The 19,700-nt window shown below is 33.5% G+C and carries 15 protein-coding genes; all 15 read left to right on the plus strand.

From position 1 onward, the window contains the following. The first annotated feature begins 31 nt into the window (after window positions 1–31). The 15 genes from PMI10_RS10585 to PMI10_RS10655 all read left to right on the plus strand — a co-directional run bounded on the left by PMI10_RS10585 (window position 32) and on the right by PMI10_RS10655 (window position 19,636). Window positions 32–1,786 (plus strand): ABC transporter ATP-binding protein, encoded by a 1,755-nt coding sequence (locus PMI10_RS10585; RefSeq protein ID WP_007807545.1) that lies wholly within the window; start codon window positions 32–34, stop codon window positions 1,784–1,786. Between the two features lie 26 nt (window positions 1,787–1,812). Next, window positions 1,813–3,384, plus strand: a complete 1,572-nt coding sequence (locus PMI10_RS10590) for a histidine kinase (RefSeq protein WP_007807547.1) — start codon at window positions 1,813–1,815, stop codon at window positions 3,382–3,384. Window positions 3,385–3,470: 86 nt separating this feature from the next. After that, on the plus strand, window positions 3,471–6,071 hold the full coding sequence (locus tag PMI10_RS10595) for a zinc-dependent metalloprotease (RefSeq protein ID WP_007807549.1): 2,601 nt from the start codon (window positions 3,471–3,473) through the stop codon (window positions 6,069–6,071). A 21-nt stretch (window positions 6,072–6,092) separates the two neighbouring features. Then, window positions 6,093–9,431 carry a SusC/RagA family TonB-linked outer membrane protein gene (locus PMI10_RS10600; protein WP_007807552.1) on the plus strand — a complete coding sequence of 1,113 codons (3,339 nt, stop codon included), beginning with the start codon at window positions 6,093–6,095 and terminating at the stop codon, window positions 9,429–9,431. A gap of 12 nt (window positions 9,432–9,443) precedes the next feature. Then, window positions 9,444–10,763 carry a RagB/SusD family nutrient uptake outer membrane protein gene (locus tag PMI10_RS10605; protein ID WP_007807554.1) on the plus strand — a complete coding sequence of 440 codons (1,320 nt, stop codon included), beginning with the start codon at window positions 9,444–9,446 and terminating at the stop codon, window positions 10,761–10,763. Window positions 10,764–10,973: 210 nt separating this feature from the next. Further along, window positions 10,974–11,738 carry a LytR/AlgR family response regulator transcription factor gene (locus PMI10_RS10610; protein WP_007807557.1) on the plus strand — a complete coding sequence of 255 codons (765 nt, stop codon included), beginning with the start codon at window positions 10,974–10,976 and terminating at the stop codon, window positions 11,736–11,738. 175 nt (window positions 11,739–11,913) lie between these two features. Further along, window positions 11,914–12,498 (plus strand): NUMOD4 domain-containing protein, encoded by a 585-nt coding sequence (locus PMI10_RS10615; protein WP_007807559.1) that lies wholly within the window; start codon window positions 11,914–11,916, stop codon window positions 12,496–12,498. A gap of 354 nt (window positions 12,499–12,852) precedes the next feature. Beyond that, window positions 12,853–14,241, plus strand: coding sequence for a dihydrolipoyl dehydrogenase (lpdA, locus tag PMI10_RS10620; protein ID WP_007807561.1), 1,389 nt, complete (start codon window positions 12,853–12,855; stop codon window positions 14,239–14,241). A gap of 378 nt (window positions 14,242–14,619) precedes the next feature. Further along, window positions 14,620–14,838 (plus strand): hypothetical protein, encoded by a 219-nt coding sequence (locus PMI10_RS10625; protein ID WP_007807563.1) that lies wholly within the window; start codon window positions 14,620–14,622, stop codon window positions 14,836–14,838. Window positions 14,839–15,170: 332 nt separating this feature from the next. Beyond that, window positions 15,171–15,554 (plus strand): hypothetical protein, encoded by a 384-nt coding sequence (locus tag PMI10_RS10630; protein WP_035631711.1) that lies wholly within the window; start codon window positions 15,171–15,173, stop codon window positions 15,552–15,554. A 22-nt stretch (window positions 15,555–15,576) separates the two neighbouring features. Further along, window positions 15,577–16,101, plus strand: a complete 525-nt coding sequence (locus PMI10_RS10635; protein ID WP_007807567.1) for a hypothetical protein — start codon at window positions 15,577–15,579, stop codon at window positions 16,099–16,101. A gap of 43 nt (window positions 16,102–16,144) precedes the next feature. Continuing rightward, window positions 16,145–17,041 (plus strand): arginase family protein, encoded by an 897-nt coding sequence (locus PMI10_RS10640; RefSeq protein WP_007807570.1) that lies wholly within the window; start codon window positions 16,145–16,147, stop codon window positions 17,039–17,041. 72 nt (window positions 17,042–17,113) lie between these two features. Next, on the plus strand, window positions 17,114–17,710 hold the full coding sequence (locus tag PMI10_RS10645) for an NAD(P)H-dependent oxidoreductase (protein WP_007807572.1): 597 nt from the start codon (window positions 17,114–17,116) through the stop codon (window positions 17,708–17,710). A 401-nt stretch (window positions 17,711–18,111) separates the two neighbouring features. Then, window positions 18,112–18,600, plus strand: a complete 489-nt coding sequence (locus PMI10_RS10650) for an SRPBCC family protein (protein ID WP_007807575.1) — start codon at window positions 18,112–18,114, stop codon at window positions 18,598–18,600. Window positions 18,601–18,757: 157 nt separating this feature from the next. After that, window positions 18,758–19,636, plus strand: coding sequence for a helix-turn-helix domain-containing protein (locus PMI10_RS10655; RefSeq protein WP_007807577.1), 879 nt, complete (start codon window positions 18,758–18,760; stop codon window positions 19,634–19,636). Window positions 19,637–19,700: the final 64 nt, after the last annotated feature.

A 19,700-nucleotide genomic window follows, 5' to 3' on the forward strand; every position in this document is an offset into this window, starting at 1 on the left:
TTGCCTAAAGCTTAAAGCATAAAACAAATAAATGAAAGCAAAAGCATTTGATACCGCATTATTCAAACGAATTTTAAAATATACAAAACCTTACAAATGGCGCTATTATGGTGTTATTATCTTTGCCGTTTCGCTGTCAATTTTTGCAGCACTACGCCCCTATTTACTAAAACAAACTGTTGATGGCTATATCAAAACGCATGACAAACATGGGTTATTGATGTACATTATCCTGATGGGTGGAGTTCTTTTGATGGAGGTTTTCTCCCAGTTTTATTTTGTTTATTGGGCCAACTGGCTGGGACAGGATATTGTAAAAGATATCCGTACGAAGCTTTTTAAACATATTTTGAGTTTCAGAATGAAGTATTTTGATCTGGTTCCGGTTGGACAATTGGTAACCCGATCTGTTTCTGATATTGAATCGATTGCACGTATTTTCAGTCAGGGGTTATTTATGATTATAAGTGACCTGATGAAGATGTTGGTGGTATTGCTTTTTATGTTTTACATGAACTGGAAGCTGACCTGGATTGTTGTGGTTGCCATGCCGCTTTTGGTTTATATTACTAGAATTTTTCAGCGTAAAATGCAGGTTGCTTTTGAAGAAGTTCGTACGCAGATTGCCAACATGAATTCTTTTGTTCAGGAACGTGTGACGGGAATGAAGATAGTACAGCTTTTTAACCGTGAGAGAATTGAAGCCGAAAATTTTAAAGAAATCAACAACAAACACAAAGTTGCCTGGATAAAAACGATTCTCTATAACTCTATATTTTTCCCGATTGCCGATATTATTTCATCAATTACTTTAGGATTGGTTGTAGTTTACGGTGGATTTAAAATTTTGAACGGAGATCATTTTACAACTTTTGGGGATTTATTCTCCTATACGATGTTTATCGGAATGTTGTTTAACCCATTGCGTCAGATCGCAGATAAATTTAACGAGATGCAATTAGGAATGATTGCTGCCAATCGTGTTTTTGATATTATCGATACACAAGATCATATTCAGGACACCGGAACTCTTGATGCTCCTATTTTTGATGGAAGCATCGAATTTGCAGCCGTACGTTTTAGTTATATTCCGGAAGAAGAAGTTATAAAAGGAATTGATTTATCTGTCGCTTCGGGACAAACTATTGCGATTGTAGGATCAACGGGTGCCGGAAAATCTACGATTATTAATTTACTGAATCGTTTTTATGAGATTAACAGCGGAACTATTTTTATTGATGGTCACAATATCGAGAATTATACTTTGGCTTCTCTGCGAAAACAAATTGCTGTGGTTTTGCAGGATGTGTTTTTGTTTGCTGATACTATTTACAACAATATTACCTTGCATAATCCGGAAATAACACGAGAACAAGTTCTGGATGCAGCCAAAAAAATTGGTGTGCACGATTTTATTATGAGTTTACCTGACAATTATGATTTTGATGTTAAAGAACGCGGCGTTATGCTTTCGTCCGGTCAGCGCCAATTGATCGCTTTCCTGCGTTCATATGTTAGCAATCCGAGTATTTTGATTTTGGATGAAGCAACTTCCTCAATCGATACTTATTCTGAAGAATTGATTCAGCGCGCAACAGAAACAATTACAAAAGGGAGAACTTCCATTATTATTGCGCACCGATTGGCAACAATTGTAAATGCCGACAAAATTGTAGTTATGGATAAAGGTTTAATTGTAGAACAGGGAACACATCAGGAATTGATCAACAAAACCGAAGGTTATTACAAAAACCTGTATGATTCACAATTTTCGGTAGCCAATTAATTTTCATCAGTAAACAAATTATTTTTTTGAAATTCAGATTTAGTAATATCACTTCCAGGCGCGCGTTCTTAATTTACGGAACAATATCTGTTTTGCTCACAGTAATTTCGGTATATTTTCTTAGTAACTTAATTACGGATCTTACCGAAAAATCCAATGAAGATGCTGCGCAGCGAAATTTCACCAAGAAACAGGAATTCATGTCTCAGGAATTTTTGAAATTTCTGGAACAGGAAAATCAAATCAAACATGTTTTAAAGATTAGTAATTCTAAAAACCTGATGGCAAATTTGCAGGTTTTGAGTTCGGTTCAGACAACAAGTTCATTGGTTGCCGATAATTGGTTTCAGATCAATGAAGGTGAAATTCATTTTGGGAACGATACAATTTCTGCTGATTTAAAGAATGATATTCGTGATTTTACATTTAAAAACACTTCTTCTCAGCATATCAATACTATTATTCCACAGGGAAAAGAATGGGTTTGGAGGATTTATTTCAAGTTGACAGCTCCGAATAAAACAATTGTTCGTTATGGTTATGACATTAATTTAAAATCGTTACATGATTATTTTTCTACAATTGATGGCTCTGCACCCAATTATGCTTTCGTATTTGATAAAAAAGGAAGATGCATTTTTCACCCTGAGTCTGACTTTATAGGAAAAAATGTTTACGATATATCTTCACTTCAGGCTTCTGATACTATTTTTCGCAAGAAGCATGATTATGTAAAAAGGGTAACTTTATCAGAATACCTTAAACTGGATGTAATCAGGTTTACAAAAAAAATGTCTGTTAAAGGTTCTGATTGGTTTATTTGCGTTAGTTTTCCGAAGGTCTTTATTGTAGAAAATGTTACTTTGATAAAAAAATATGCAACCTTAATTTATTCGATCACTACTATAATGCTTCTTTTTATTTTCTATCTGTTTACTTATGCAAACCGAAGAGCTTATAAAGAAAAGAAAATTGTAACCAAGGAAAAAAATGCGCTGCTGGTTGAAAACGAAAAAATCATAAAAGAAAAGGCGCTGATTCAGTTGCAGCAATTAAAGGAACAGATAAATCCGCACTTTTTATTTAATTCGCTCAATTCACTTTATATGTTAATTGGCAGCGATGTAAAAACAGCACAGAAATTCACGTTGAATTTATCCCGCATTTACCGTTATTTGATTGATCCGCCTGAAAAAAACATTGTTCTTCTTAAGGATGAATTATTATTTATTGAAAAATATATTTTTCTACAGCAAACCCGTTTTAAGGAAGAGTTGTTTTTTTCTATTGAAATTGAAGATGAATCGGCTTTGACTAAAAGTATTCCTTATTTGGCATTTCAGATTGTAATCGAAAATGCAATAAAACATAATATGGCAACACAGGAAATTCCGTTACGAACAAAAATTGTGGTCAAAACTGATCAGGTTATTGTCACCAACAACCTGCAGAAAAAGCAAAATACGGAGCCGAGTACTAAATTTGGAATAAAATATCTTAAAAGCATTTACAGCTATTATTCCAAAAAAGGTTTTAAAGCCTCAGAAAAAGAGGGCAATTTCGTATGTATTTTACCTTTAATTGACATTCACTCCTAAAAAAAAGCCACTCACTCCCTTTCCTTTTTTTCCTGACAGAAAAACAAATATTTTCGCGCCTAAATCAACCTAAAATTAATATCAAAATGAGGGAAAAGGCAATTCTGTGTAATCTAAAGGTAATCTTTGTATTAGTTTTATTTTCATTAAGCCCGATTTCTGTGTTTTCACAAAAGAATAAGAAAAAAGAAAATGCTGCCGAAATAGCAAAAGATACTACTTCATCAAAAAAAGAAAAAAAATATAATGACCTTGTAAAAAAAGGAACGGTAAAAAAAGGGCTGTTTAATATCATCCAGGTTAAAACTGATGTTTATTTTGAAATTCAGGACAGTTTATTCGAAAGAGAATTTTTAGTAGTAAACAAATTATCCCAGGTTCCTTTTCAGGTTAATGATGCCGGATTAAATAAAGGAATGAATTACGAAAACAAAGTAATCAGTTTTTATAAAGATACAATTGCAAGGAAAGTCTGGGTTAAATCATATGTCCCAAAAGTTTCTTCCCCAAAAAATGACGCCATAACTGCTTCGGTAAAAGATAATTTCTCTGAATCCATTATTGAAGTTTTTGATATTGAAACCAAAAACAATGATTCGACTTCGATTGTTATTAAGGTAAACAAGATTTTTGACGGAAAGCAAAAAAGCTTTAATGATGTTTTGAGCAACATTAGTTTTGGAGGCTCTGTAAAATCAGACTTATCTTACATAGAAAGTTTAAAATCATTTCCGAAAAATGTTGTTGTAAAATCGCAGTTAACAACTTCTGTCAGTGAAGGTGGTCCTGCATTATCTGTAACTCTTGGCGTAACCAGTAATATTGTCTTGTTAGATAAAGTTCCTATGAAACCACGTTTTTCGGATAATCGTATTGGTTATTTTACTGAAAAACACTGGTATTTTACCGATGCCCAACAGGCGATGGTAGAAAAAGAATTGATTACACGCTGGCGATTAGAACCTAAAAAAGAAGATGAAGAAAGGTATTTAAAAGGGGAATTGGTTGAACCCAAAAAACCTATCGTTTATTATATCGATCCATCAACTCCAAAACAATGGAGGAAATATATTATCGATGGTGTTTATGACTGGCAGATTGCTTTTGAAAAAGCCGGATTTAAAAATGCCATTATTGCCAAAGAGCCTACAGAAGCTGATTTGGATTTTGATATTGACGATATACGTTATTCTGTCATTACTTATGCTGCTTCGCAAAAAGCAAATGCGATGGGACCCTCTGTTGTTGATCCAAGAAGCGGTGAAATTATTGAAGCCGATATTATCTGGTGGCATAATGTAATGACTTCTTTACAAAGCTGGATGCGTATTCAGACTGGCCCAATTGATGTAAAAGCAAGAGGAAATACTTTCAGCGATGATCATATGGGAGAAGCAATCCGATTTGTATCATCTCATGAAGTTGGTCATACTTTTGGATTAAAACATAATATGGGTGCTTCTTTTGCTTATGATGTTGAATCTTTGCGTTCTAAAGATTTTACAGCAAAAATGGGCGGAACTGCTCCTTCTATCATGGATTATGCACGTTACAATTATGTCGCACAGCCTGAAGATAATGTTACGGCAATCACTCCAAAAATTGGTGAATATGATAAATACGCTATCGAATGGGGATACAGATGGTATTCTGATAATGATAACGAGAAATTAAAACTGAATACCTTAATTTCTTCACATCAAAATGACCCGATTTATTTTTATGGGGAACAGCAGGACGGAAGCAATTTAATTGACCCGCGTTCTCAATCTGAAGATTTAGGAAATGATGCTGTTAAAGCAAGTGAATATGGTTTGAAAAACCTGAAACGTGTTGTTGATAATATTTTAGACTGGACTTACGATAAAGATCAGTCTTATTATGAAACTGCCAAATTATACATCGGAACCATTGGTCAGTGGCAATTGTACAATCGTCATGTATTAAATAATATTGGCGGAGTTTATCTTAACGTAACTGTTCACGGTGACAACAAACAAAGTTATGTTCCGGTACCTGCTTTAATGCAAAAAAGAGCAGCAGATTATCTGATTAAAAACATGCTTACGATTCCGCAATGGTTATTTTTTAATTCCATTTTGGATAAAACAAATCCGCTGAAAGATTCTCCGTTAGGACCATATGAATACACGCCATATACTTTGTCAAGAGAATTGCAATACAGTATTTTGTATGATTTATTTAGTGATGAACGTTTATTAAGAATGACAGAAAATGAATTGTATCAGCGAAATGAAACCAAAGAAAAAGTATTTACCGTAAATGAATTATTCACAAAAATTCATCAGCAGATTTTTGCACCAACAATTTTAAATAAATCATTATCTATTCTGGAGCGTATGACGCAAAAGAATTATGTAGATGTTTTAATTGTTTCAACAAATAAATTATTTGAAAAAACAGATCCTAAAAAAACAATTGATTTACAGCAAACGTTAAGCATGCCGTACCTATGTACTTATTTACATGATGAACAAATGGTAAGAAACATCAATCAGTCATCTTTGAAAAGAGTTACAGAAGTTACATCTGATAAAAAAGGAGAACTTGTTAAAGTGCTTCAATTATTAAAAACCAAAAAGAATACCGGAAATCAATCGACCCAAAATCATTATATCGATTTAATACAAAGAATCGAGAAAGCATTAAATAACACAACCTTTTAATACATAATCCAATCCAAAAACATGAGAAAAATTTTACATGCCTTACTGCTCCTCCTGGCCATCGCAGGATACTCGCAGGAAACCCGAACTATTACGGGAATCATCCAAGACGAAACTGATCTGTCGCCAATTCCCGGCGCATCAATTTTTGTTGAGAACAATTCTATTTCGAATAGAACTTCATATGCCGGAATTATCCAAAGTGAAGGAATCGGGACAACAACTGATTTTGACGGAAAATTTACATTGAAAATCGGAAAAAACATCACTTCTTTGAGAGTCACTTTTATGGGATACAAATCGTATACCCTTGAATTGGATGCTCAAAAAAATTATACAGTTAACTTAAAATCTGAAACTGCAAAACTTCAGGAGGTTGTTGTTACTGGTTATCAAAAAATTGAGAAAAGAAAACTTACTTCTGCTGTTACTAAAATAGATATGGCTGCGATCCAGCAGACAGGGGTTTCCAGTATTGACCAATTATTGGTAGGACAAATTGCAGGGGTTGCCGTTAGTACTCCATCCGGAGCACCGGGAGCACCGGCAAAAATCAGAATCAGGGGTACAGCTTCACTTAATGGTACACAAGATCCTTTATGGGTACTTGATGGGTTGCCATTAGAAGGAAACGAAGTTCCTAAAAACTTCGATAAAGATAATATCGACGTCTTAAACAACTACTCTATTTCAGGTTTAAACCCGGATGATATTAAAGATATTACAATACTAAAAGATGCAGCTGCAACAGCTATTTATGGTGCACGTGCTGCAAATGGTGTAATTGTGGTGACTACAAAAAAAGGTAAAGCCGGTAAAATGGTTGTAAGCTTTAACACGAATACTTTTATCACGCAAAGACCAGAGTTTTCTAAATTAAACCTGATGAATTCAAGTGAAAAAGTGGATTTAGAACTTAACATGGCCAGCCGTGCAGATTTAACATACAGAGACACCGGTGGTGATATTGCTCGTATCCTTAACGGATCGAATGAATTAGCAGCATTCAGAGCCGGTGGGTTCTCTTCTTTAAGTCCTGCAACACAACAGTCTATAAATGATTTAAGAAATAATAATACAAACTGGGGTAATTTATTGTACCAAACTGCAATAAACACACAGCACGGTTTAAGTTTATCCGGAGGAGGAGAAAAATCTGATTACTACTTCTCTTTAGGATATTATGACGAAAAAGGAACTACGATTGGAACTGGTTTCAAACGTTACAACTTAACATTAAAAAACAACTTCGACATAACAGACAAATTTAAAGTTGGTGTTGGTATTTTTGGTTCTGAAAACAAAACTACATCTTACTTAACAGATTCTTATGCATTTACAAGCCCTTCTACATATTCAAGAAATGTAAATCCATACTTAACTCCATACAATGCTGATGGAAGTTATAAATACGACCAGGATATTGTAGGGTATTCTGATCGCAAAGTTCCTTTTAATTTCCTGGAAGAAAGAGAAAATACTTCTTATGAATTAAAAACAAGAGCTGTAAAAGCTTTATTAGATGCTGAATACAAAGTTACTAAAGATTTAAAAGTAACGAGCCAGTTAGGTTTACAGTTAGATAATACATCTAGCGAAAAATTCGCTGGTAAAGACACCTATTACACAAGAAACCTAAAAGAAAAATCTAGCTACTTTAGTGGTGGGAATCAATTGTACTTTCTTCCGGTTGGTGGTGTTATCCAAAACACAAATACAGACTTTTTTCAATACAACCTGAAAACAATGGTGAATTACTCTAAAAAACTAGGAGAAAAACACGAAATTGAAGCCATGATTGGTAATGAACTAAGAAGAAATTACTCGACATCTATTGCAACTAAAGGATTTGGTTTTGATGAGAATAATTTAACTACCCAGCAAATTGTTTTTCCTAACGCTGGTTTTGCAAAAGAATCTGATTGGAAAGCATACGCTAAAATCAAAAATGAAAATGCTTTTGCCTCATTCTTTGCAACAGCATCTTATACCTACAACAGAAAATATAGTGTATTTGGAAGTGTAAGATATGATGGTTCAGATTTATTTGGTGTAGATCCAAAATATAAATATTTGCCACTTTGGTCAACTTCTGCCTCATGGGCAGTTTCTGAAGAAGACTTCTTAAAAGATAACCTAACACTTTCTAATTTAAGACTTCGCGCATCGTATGGTTTACAAGGAAACATTGACAAAAACACCTCTCCGTATGTAGTAGGTAGTAACAATACAGCTATTATTCTTCCTGGTCAAGCAGAACCAGTAATTACAGTTGAAAGTCCTCCAAATGATAAATTACGTTGGGAAAAAACTACTAATACCAATCTTGGTGCTGACATTGGATTATTTAATAACCGCATTAGCATTGTAACTGATTTCTACGGAAGAAAAAGTACAGACTTAATTGGTTTAAGAGCACTTCCTTTAGAAAACGGTTTTGAGTTTACAAACATGAACTGGGCGCAGGTAAGTAACAAAGGTTATGAAATTACTGTATCTACAAAAAATATCGACCGCCCTAACTTTAAATGGAATACAAGTATCAACTTCTCTCACAACAAGAGTAATGTAGACCGTTTACAAGTAAGAGATAACAGCTACTTACCTAACCAGGAAGGTCATGCTGTAAATGCAGTATTTGGTTTTAAAACTAACGGTATCGATGAAAATGGCTACCCATTGTTTGTAAATAAAAAAGGAGAAACAGTAAATGCACAGACTTTCTTTGGCTTGTATGATGTATGGGCAGATTTCTTCCCTGGAGAATTCTCTGATACAAAATTATCAGCAGCTGAATTTAGAGACTTATTTGTTTATTTGGGAGATAGAGATCCTAAGTTTACAGGAGGTTTAACAAATACGTTTAAAGTAAGTAATTTTGACCTTACAATCGCTGCTTCTTTTAATATCAAACAAACAGTTACAAGAACTCCTCCATATAACGGAACACAAGTTGACAGAGGACAAAATTACAGCAGAGATATCTTAGATGCCTCTTCACCAACAAACACATCTTCTAATTTACCTGGAATTACAAGTCAGACATCCGGTACAGGGGATTCCTGGATGGCATATCAATATTTTTCTGGAAGAAATCCAATAACTACAATGAACTATTTGGACACATGGGCTAGTGAAATGAGTTATATGAGATTAAGCAGTATGCGTTTAGGTTATACATTCCCTAAAGCGTTTACAGATCATATCAATATTCAAAGTATTAGATTTAATGTTGAGGCAAGAAATTTATTCGTAATCAGTTCTGATTACAAAGGTTACTTCGACCCCGAAACTTTTGGAAACATCTATGCACAACCAGTTCCTAAATCATTCACTTTAGGGTGTAATGTAACTTTCTAATAAAAATAAAAGATGAAAAAAATCTCAAAATACATATTACTTTTTGTTTCTGCAATTGCAGTAACAAGCTGCGATGATTATCTGGACATTCAACCTATTGGCCGCGTTATTCCGGAAACACTTGACCAGTATCGTGCAGTATTAACTAAAGGATATTCTGTTTATCCAAAACACAAATCTTTGACTGCTGTTCGTACTGATGAATTGATTTTAAACGAAGACAGCAATGAGTTAAATCTTTTTAAAGATATTTACTTTTGGAAAGATGTTAATCCAGATAGTTTTACCACTTCTTTTCAGTATCAGGCATTATACAATGTAATTTTTTATACAAACGTTATAATTAATGATGCCTCTGGAAAATTGTCTGCTTCAACAGAAAAAGATCAGTTAATTGGAGAAGCTTATGCTTTAAGAGCAATGGCTTACTTTGATTTAATTAACCTTTTCGGAAAGCCTTACAATGCTGCAACAGCTGCTTCAGACAAAGGAGTTCCTTTAGCATTACAAGTAGATTTAGAGCAGGTTTATATTCCTCAAAGTGTTGAAGTAATTTACAATCAAGCTATTTCTGATACAGAGAAAGCACATCAATTAATCAATAAAGACATTCAAACAAAAGGTATAAACTACCGCTTTTCTAAAGTTGCATTATATAGTTTAGAAAGCCGTATCTATTTATATCAGCAACAATGGCAAAAATCACTTGATGCTGCCAACAAAGCTTTAGCCATTAACAGCAATTTAGTTGATTTAAAAGCAACTCCTGTTTTAGCAAATAAATACGATTCAAAAGAATCTATTTTAGCTCTTGAAGATACTTATGAAACTGGTCTGAAAGGAACTTCATTCGCATCCGCAGATTTACTTGCAGCCTATAACAAAACTACAGATTTACGTTATTCACTTTATTTTACAGGAAGCGGAAGTCGTGTGAGAATTCAAAAAGGTGGTAATGATGACCAAAGATGTTCTTTCAGAACTTCTGAATTGTATTTGACAAAAGCGGAGACTTCATTAAAACTGAACAATATTTCTGATGCTAAAACGACAGTTTTAAGTTTCATCAAAAACAGATATACAGCAGCTGCATATACACAGCTTGAAAGTGATATCAATGCAATGAATACTGCTGATTTAACAAATTTTATTTACGAAGAAAGACACCGTGAATTTGCTGTAGAAGGACAGCGCTGGTTTGATTTGAGAAGAACATCTCAAAAACAAATCGTTCACACTTTCAATGGTGATAATTTTACATTGATTCAAAATGATCCGCGTTATACCATTATTTACCCGGCAAACGCGAGATTAAACAATCCCAATCTATAATACCTATTGTTTTTTTTATCAAAAGTCCAGTTTTAAAGCTGGACTTTTTTTGTTTACTATTCAAAGAATTAAAAAATTTCAAAATCAATCTCTATAAAATTTCAACAAAAAACTTTTATACATCATATATTATTAAGGTAACTAATATATTTGCATCCTTAAATACCAGCTTCATTATTCCGAAGCTTTAACTTTAGATTCAAAAAGAAGATGAAAATTGCCATTGTTGAAGATGAATATCTTGCTTCGAGTTACCTGAAATCTATTTTAGAACAGCAAAATATTTTACCGATAACAGAGATCACAGTTTTAAAATCGGTCAAAGAAGCAACCTTTTACTTTACCGAAAACAGTGTTGATCTGGCTTTTATGGACATTCATCTTGGTGACGGAAAAAGTCTTGAAATTTTCGAAAAAACCACCATCTCCTGCCCTGTTATTTTTGTTACGGCTTATGACTCTTATGCCATAACTGTTTTCAAGCACTTTACCATCGATTATCTTTTAAAACCTTTTGAAGAACAGGAGTTATTTGAAGCTCTGGAAAAATTCAAAAAAATAAAAAACACTTTCAACAGCGATTCTGCGATACAATCACTTGTTGCGATCGAAAATCCTGAAACCAGTAAAGTACAGCGTCATTTTTTGGTTAATCATGGTTATAAACTTATTTCTATAAACGAAAACGACATTACCTATTTTGCAGCTTCAGGGAAACATCTTTTTATATACGCAAATTCAGGAAACAGCTATTTGTACAGCAATACGCTTACGGATATTATTCACAATCTGGATCCTGTTATTTTCTTTAAAGTCAATAGAAAATATATTGTCAGCCGAAGTATCATAAAAGAAGTCATCAAACATTCTAATCAAAAAATAGAAATAAAACTTACGGTTCCCCCAATAGAAACTGACCCGATAATCATTAGTAAAAAAGAAATAAATAACTTTAAAAATTGGCTTGATCAGTAAATACTATTAAGCCTTTCACTTTACAATTTAATTTTCAACTCAATTGTAAAACTCTGAAAACTACCCGTAAAAGTTAAAACACTGTTATCAGAATCATAAAAAACTGACTTAAATATTGAATATAATATTATTTTCTATTAAAATCGCTATCTTTGATTATCTAAATTGAAATAAAATGCCACAAATTAGAGTTTATCCAAATGAGCAATTTAAAGAAATTGAAATAGATTACTCCATGCAGCTTCGATATGCTATTTCCAACAAAGGCAGATTAGTGAGTTTTTCTGATCAGATAGAAAATGGCCGTGTTTTAAAAGGAAGTTTAAGTGATGGTTACCCTACTTTCCGATTTAAAATTAAAAAGGACGGAAAAATATTTAACAAATATTTTTTTATATACAAATTAGTTGCCAAATATTTTATTCCAAAACAATCAGAAGAGCAAACTTATGTCCTTCATTTGGATTATGTCAGAAACAATGATGATGCAAACAATTTGCGTTGGGCTACCAGAGCCGAAATGATTGCACACAGCCGAAAAAGCCCCCATGTAATTCAGGCAAAAAAAAATCTGATTGAACATAATATAAAGGCCGATGGCAGAAAGCTGACCACAACGAAAGTAATGCTAATCAAAAAAATGCTCGCCCGACCTGAACAAAAAACACGCTTAAAAATGATTGCAAAACAATTTGGCGTAAGCGAAATGCAAATCAGACGTATTGCCAGCGGTGAAAATTGGGGACATGTGAAAATTTAATTAAACTGCAAAGCGAAGACTACACTTGTCACTCTGAGCGAAGTCGAAGAGTTTTTGTTATGACAGGACTTCGACTCCACACAGCCTGATATTTTCAATTGTCACATTTTCTAATTTTAATCTTCCTGCATTTTTGCTAAAAAAAACCACAAAACAAACTTCATTTTGCCATTTTTATATAACTTTTTGTTGAATCTCTGTGAAAAGGTCAAAATCTCCTGTGGTAAAAATAAAATTTAAATCATTTTTTAAAATAAATCCTTAAATTCGCAATCACAAATAATCGTGAAAAATCAAAATGAGTTTCGGAATTATAAACCTCATTATTGATATTAAATACTAAAAACCAAAAAAATGAAATACGACGTTATTGTTTTAGGAAGTGGTCCTGGCGGATATGTAACTGCTATTAGAGCATCACAATTAGGCTTTAAAGTAGCTATAGTTGAAAAAGAAAACTTAGGTGGTGTATGTTTAAACTGGGGATGTATCCCAACAAAAGCATTACTAAAATCTGCTCAGGTTTTTGATTATCTAAAACACGCTTCTGATTACGGATTGACAGTTTCTGAGTTTGATAAAGATTTCTCTGCCGTTGTACAACGCAGCCGTGGAGTTGCAGAAGGAATGAGCAAAGGAGTTACTTTCCTGATGAAAAAAAACAAAATTGACGTTATTGAAGGTTTCGGAAAATTAAAACCAGGAAAAAAACTTGACGTTACAGACAAAGACAATAAAGTTACCGAATATAGTGCAGATCATATTATCATTGCTACAGGAGCACGTTCTCGTGAATTACCAAACTTACCTCAGGATGGTGTAAAAGTAATTGGTTACCGTCAGGCAATGACATTACCAACACAGCCAAAATCTATGATTATTGTAGGTTCAGGAGCAATTGGAGTTGAGTTTGCACATTTCTACAACTCAATGGGAACAGATGTTACTATTGTAGAATTTATGCCAAACGTAGTACCGGTAGAAGACGAAGATATCTCAAAACAATTTGAAAAATCTTTGAAAAAGGCAGGTATCAAAGTAATGACTAATTCTTCTGTAGAAAAATTAGATACTTCTGGAGCAGGCGTTAAAGCTACTGTAAAAACGGCTAAAGGAGAAGAAATTCTTGAAGCTGACATCGTACTTTCTGCAGTTGGAATCAAAACAAACATTGAAAATATCGGATTGGAAGAAGTAGGTATCGCTGTTGACAGAGATAAAATCTTAGTAAACGCTTACAACGCCACTAACATTCCGGGTTACTACGCCATTGGAGACGTTACTCCGGGGCAGGCTTTGGCTCACGTAGCTTCAGCTGAAGGAATCAATTGTGTGGAGAAAATCAAAGGATTACACGTAGACCCAATCGATTACGGAAACGTTCCGGGTTGTACTTACGCAACTCCTGAAATTGCTTCTGTTGGTTTGACAGAAAAACAAGCAAAAGAAAAAGGATACGAATTAAAAATTGGTAAATTCCCATTCTCAGCTTCAGGAAAAGCAAAAGCTGCCGGTAATCCGGATGGATTCGTAAAAGTAATCTTCGATGCTAAATATGGAGAATGGTTAGGATGCCACATGATTGGTGCCGGCGTTACAGATATGATTGCTGAGGCTGTTGTAGCACGTAAACTGGAAACTACAGGTCACGAAATCCTAAAATCTATCCACCCTCACCCAACAATGAGCGAGGCAGTTATGGAAGCCGTTGCTGATGCTTACGGAGAAGTAATACACTTGTAAAAAAATCATATTACAGAAGACACACTGCTGTGCGTCTCTGCTTGTTATATAATTTTCAATTTAAAAAATCCGATTTGTGAAAACAAGTCGGATTTTTTTGCTTCTATAAATTAATTAAAATAAAAATATTACAAATAAGCTGAGAATTTATTTTTATTTATAATAAATTTCTTATTTTTATTCCCCTGATTTAATTTAACTATAAAATTACCGTTTTATTGAAATCATAGAAGGTTCAATTTTTCAGCTATTCATAATGCAGCCCAAAATGCCCTGGCAATGGGAATCATGATGAATTAGATATCGTAAAATAAACAGGAAACAGCAGATGAAAGTGAATTTAAAACAAAGAAAACACAACTTCTAAATCAACTTTAAATGGAAGAAAAAAAAATCAGTTCTTTTCTTGACAGACTTAAAGAAAATGCTAAAAAACAAGAACATTACGGAGTGAAAACCGAAGAAAATGAAGCAAAAACGAATAGCTTAAACTGTATCAATTGCGGTGCCGGACGAACTAAACATGATGGAATTACGCATTGTGGTTATTGTGGATTTGAATTTATAAAGGTTAAGTTAACCGACGGTATATATTAAAAAAGAAGAAAATTTACTTTAAAATTTAAAATGAGTATTCGGATTATTTAATAAAAAAATCAGGTGAGTCATTGCCGGAATGGTTTACAAAGCTTGAAAAATCTAAAGAAAGGCAGTTTTATTTTTGAAAAAACTTTAAATCAAAATAAAAGAACTTTGTACTGCCTCCATTCCTGAATTAAAAGAACTTCTGGCAACTGCCGGATGAAAAAACTAATTAACTAAAATTAAGAAATTTTAAAAATTTAAAGCAACCATTTAACAAAACTTACATCTACAAATTAAACAATCGTTTTTTGAAACCAAAGTTTAATAATGTTAAGACCAAAAAAATGAAAAAAGTAGCTTATGTTTTTATTACATTGCTCTTGTTATCTTGTAATAGTGATGAATCTGCTGAAAATTTATTAAATGGAAAATGGAATTGGGTAAGCTCTTCAGGCGGAATTGTAGGCAAAACAATGACACCCGCATCTGAAAATAAAACAATTGTTTTAGAGTTTTATAATTCTATCATGACAAAATATGAAAACGGGAATTTAGTTTCCGAAGATCCTTTTTCAGTCGAAACCCGGGAATCAATTATGGGTGGCGAAAGAAAAATGATTATTATTGATAATTCTGAAGCCCAATCTTTTGAAATCATAGGTAAAAAATTATACCTGAGTGATGAATGTTATGACTGTTATCAATACGAATATGAACTGATAAAATAAGATTACAATCTCAAACAACAAAATGAACAAAATAATAATTCTACTGACACTTCATTTAATTTTCTTTTTCTCCTATGCAAGCCCAGAGGGAAATTTGAAAAAATTCAATAACAATACAAAAGAAATAGCTTTCGACAAAAGCGAATTGGCTAAAAAATGGCTGATAAAATCTATTGAAAATTTCTTTAAGCAAGAGACTCCCGAAATGAGTTCGATAACTACAAAAACGTACAACAAATACAAATCCGACGCTACAAATGTAGAAATGGATACAGAGGGAAGTTTAACAGTAGAACAATTCAATAAGAAGTGGAAAAAAACATATGATATAAAATATGCAGGAGTGGGAAACGGATTTTTAATTTCTGCTCAGGACTGGGGAAAAGTAACCGTTACAAAATGTCAATTATTAACTGCAAAAGAAAACGTCTATATTTTTCAGGTAATCATAAAAGACGCAACATATAAAGGGAGCTACAAAAGAGATATTAAAGTGATAGAATCAGGTAAATCATTTTTAATAGATGATGTGAAGGAATATAACTAAGATTAGCTTTTTATTAAACCTTAATTCCCGGAATATTTAAGTTATGAAAAAGGTTGTAATTGTCGAATTTCCGTCAAATCTTGGTTTAAAAGAACCTCAGCCGGGAAAAGAACCCGGCGTAAAACATTTACCGGATTGGCTGAGTCAGCATAATTTACATATTGCAATAAATCCGGTTACTGTTTTACGGCTCGAACCTCCAAAATACAGCAGCCTTAAAGATCATGAAACGGGAATTCTTAATAGCAATTCATTAATCGATTATGCTATAAAACAAGCTAAATTAATAGACCAAATAGTAGCTCAGGATCAATTTCCGTTTGTTCTTGGCGGAGATTGCAGTATTCTTTTGGGAGCAGCAATTGCCTTAAAACAAAATGGCAATTACGGATTATTTTACCTCGACGGGCATACCGATTTCATGGATGTTTCGCTCTCTGAAAGCGGTGGTGTCGGCGGAATGGCAGCATCAATTGTAACTGGGAATGGTCATGAAAAACTAACCAATATTTTAGATTTGGCCCCTTATATAAAAGAAGAAAATCTTTGGTGCGTGGGCAATCGGGAATATGATGACGAATATGAAAATGAAATTCGGAAATCGGCAGCAACTTATATTAGCCTGGATACTTTAAGAAAAAGAGGAATTAAAGAATGTACAGAATCTTTTCTTTCGGAAGTTAAAAAAAAGAATCTGGATGGCTTTTGGCTCCATATCGATGTCGATGTTTTGAACGATTCAATAATGCCTTGTGTCGACAGCCGAACTCCTGACGGTTTAACTTATGACGAATTTAATGAGCTTACTTTTAACTTATTCAAAAGCGATAAACTTACCGGACTTGAAATAACAATTCTTGATCCTCATTTAGATCAAACGGGACAATACACCAGTGCTTTTGTGGCTAATCTGACAACTGTTTTCAATAAAGCAAAATAACAGATACAGAGAATTTTCGTATTTTCGTAAAGCAGAATACAAAATTTACGAAACAATTTTATTTAAATTGCAATGAATATTCTAATTGTATACAGTCATCCCAGTAAAAAATCATATACTTTTCAGGTTTTAGGTCGGTTGAAATCTCTAATTGCCAAACAAGGCTGGGATCTTGAAATTTCTGATCTCTACGAAATGAATTTTCAGAGTGATATGTCTGAAAACGAATATGAAAGAGAAGGATTTGTTAAAACTGCATTGCCTGTTTCTGATGACGTTTTGGCAGAGCATAAAAAAATAGAAAAAGCAGATTGTATCCTTTTTCTGTATCCGGTTTGGTGGAGTGATTGTCCGGCAAAACTTAAAGGATGGTTTGACAGGGTTTATTCGGTTGGATATGCTTATGGGCAAACCGAAGCTTCTCAAGAAATGAAAACCATACCATTCGGGCTTGTAATTTGCACAGCCGGGTATCCTGTTGAATTTTTAAAAGAAATCGGAATCGCGCAAAGCATGCAAAATATTATGCTCGATGACAGACTCGGCAAACGATTCGAAAATAAAGAGATGCTAATTTTGGGAGGAACTTTGGAATTAGATAAAGTTATCTCTCTGCATATGAAACAGATTGAAGAAGTTATAGAAAAAATCAAAAACCAGTGTTGCTAATTACAAACTCCACAAAAATTTAAATCCGAAATCCAAAAGTTGACTTTACAATCTATTTACTGCTTAATGAAAATTGAAATAACATCAGAATTGCCGAAGTTAAAATAATTTGAATAAAGGTTTAGAGAGACTTTCTAAGTAGAGAAATTATCGTTTTATTTTAATTCACCTCAGTTTCAGCCCCGATGGAAACGATATCCTTTTTTGGCGGGGTTCGCCACAAAAGATTTAGTGTACAGCGGGACAAGCGGTCTTTTGAGAATATATTTTCTGCTGCAAAAAAAATAAAAATATAAAATCCAGAAATCTGTCTGATTCAACCCGTTAAATTGTCTTTTATACCCCTAACCTATTGATTTTTAGAGTGTATATTTGTTATAATAAATTCTAAATCAAATAAAATGAGTGCAAGTGATTTTACCACAACCTTGATAACTGACCAATCCCCATCAGAAGTTTTTAATGCGATTACGAATGTCCGCGGATGGTGGTCTGAAGAAATTGAAGGCAATACAGCGAAATTAAACGATGAGTTTAAGTATCATTATGAAGACATACATTGTTGTAAAGTCAAATTGACCGAAGTGATTCCGAACCGGAAAATTGTCTGGCTGATAGAAGAAAACTATTTTAAATTCACCAAAGATGAAAAAGAATGGACGGGTACAAAACCAACTTTTGAAATTACTGAAAAGAATGGCAAAACTGAATTGCGTTTTACACATTTTGGTTTGGTCCCTGATTACGAATGTTTTGATATTTGCAGGGATTCATGGACAAATTATATTCAGAATAGTTTGCGAAAGCTGATTACTACCGGTAAAGGTGAACCAAATGCAGCTGGAAAGCCCCAAACAGAAAACGAAAAGAAATTGAGTTCTGAGAAATGACCATATTTATGATTCCGGAGAACTATTTTTTAAAGTAAAAAACCAAACTACTTTTGTATATTTGGTTTAGAAGACTTTAAAGTTATGATTACACTATCAGCCTGTTCTAAAAAACGATCTGATTATCTATATCCAGCCTTTTTCCAACAAATCAAGAATGACAACTGACATCATAGAATTAAATAATTTCATTGTACTGATTGAGCAATCGAATGCAGAGAAAACCTTTGTTCAGAAATGTGAAATTGATGGTGATGCAGTTGGTTTTGCATTTTACGGTTCGGGCAACGTAGAATTAGAAATAAAACACAATAACCAAACAAAATACTTAACGAACACAACCGGTCTGGCCATTTCTTTTTTTGGAAATCAAAAGGTAGAATTCGCCCATAAGATTGCTCCCAATAAACCTTTACAATCTATTAGCATATTTACGAAGCTAAAAAACCTGCATTCTTTACCACAGGTCGAAAAAGAAATTTTCGAAAAACAATTGCCCGATTTATTGGATCCAAAGGAAAATTTTGTAAAAGGCCCTACCCTTTTCATGACCCTTGATATGCAGCTGGCCGTTCAGAAAATCTTTAACACCTCTTATTCCGGCAATACAAGGCTCTTATTTTTAAAAAGCCAGGTTAATGAATTATTAGCACATTACTTTGCTCTTTTGTCCAGTGATGTAAAAAATGAGCTGACCGAAAAAGACAAAGAGAAACTTTTTAAGGCCAGAGATATTGTGAGCACCAATTATTCAAAACCTCCTACCCTTACTGAATTATCGAAGTTAATTGGGCTTAACAGCAACAAATTAAAAAAGAATTTCAAAGAATTATTTGGCATTCCTGTTTATAAATATATCCATGAAGAACGTCTGAACAAAGCTTATGAGTTACTGTGCCGGAACGAAAAAACGGTACAGGAAACTGCCTGGGAAGTTGGTTATGAAAGCCTAAGCTCTTTTTCGAATGCTTTTCAGAAAAAATTCGGGTCAAGACCCAACGAAGTAAAGAAACAATTCCTTTCAAACAAATCTTAATTCTTTTCCGACAAATGATTTAGTTATGACAGATGCATCTTTGTATCATCATTAATTAAAAACA

Origin of the sequence: Flavobacterium sp. CF136, assembly GCF_000282055.1 — a bacterium.
Lineage (GTDB): Bacteria > Bacteroidota > Bacteroidia > Flavobacteriales > Flavobacteriaceae > Flavobacterium.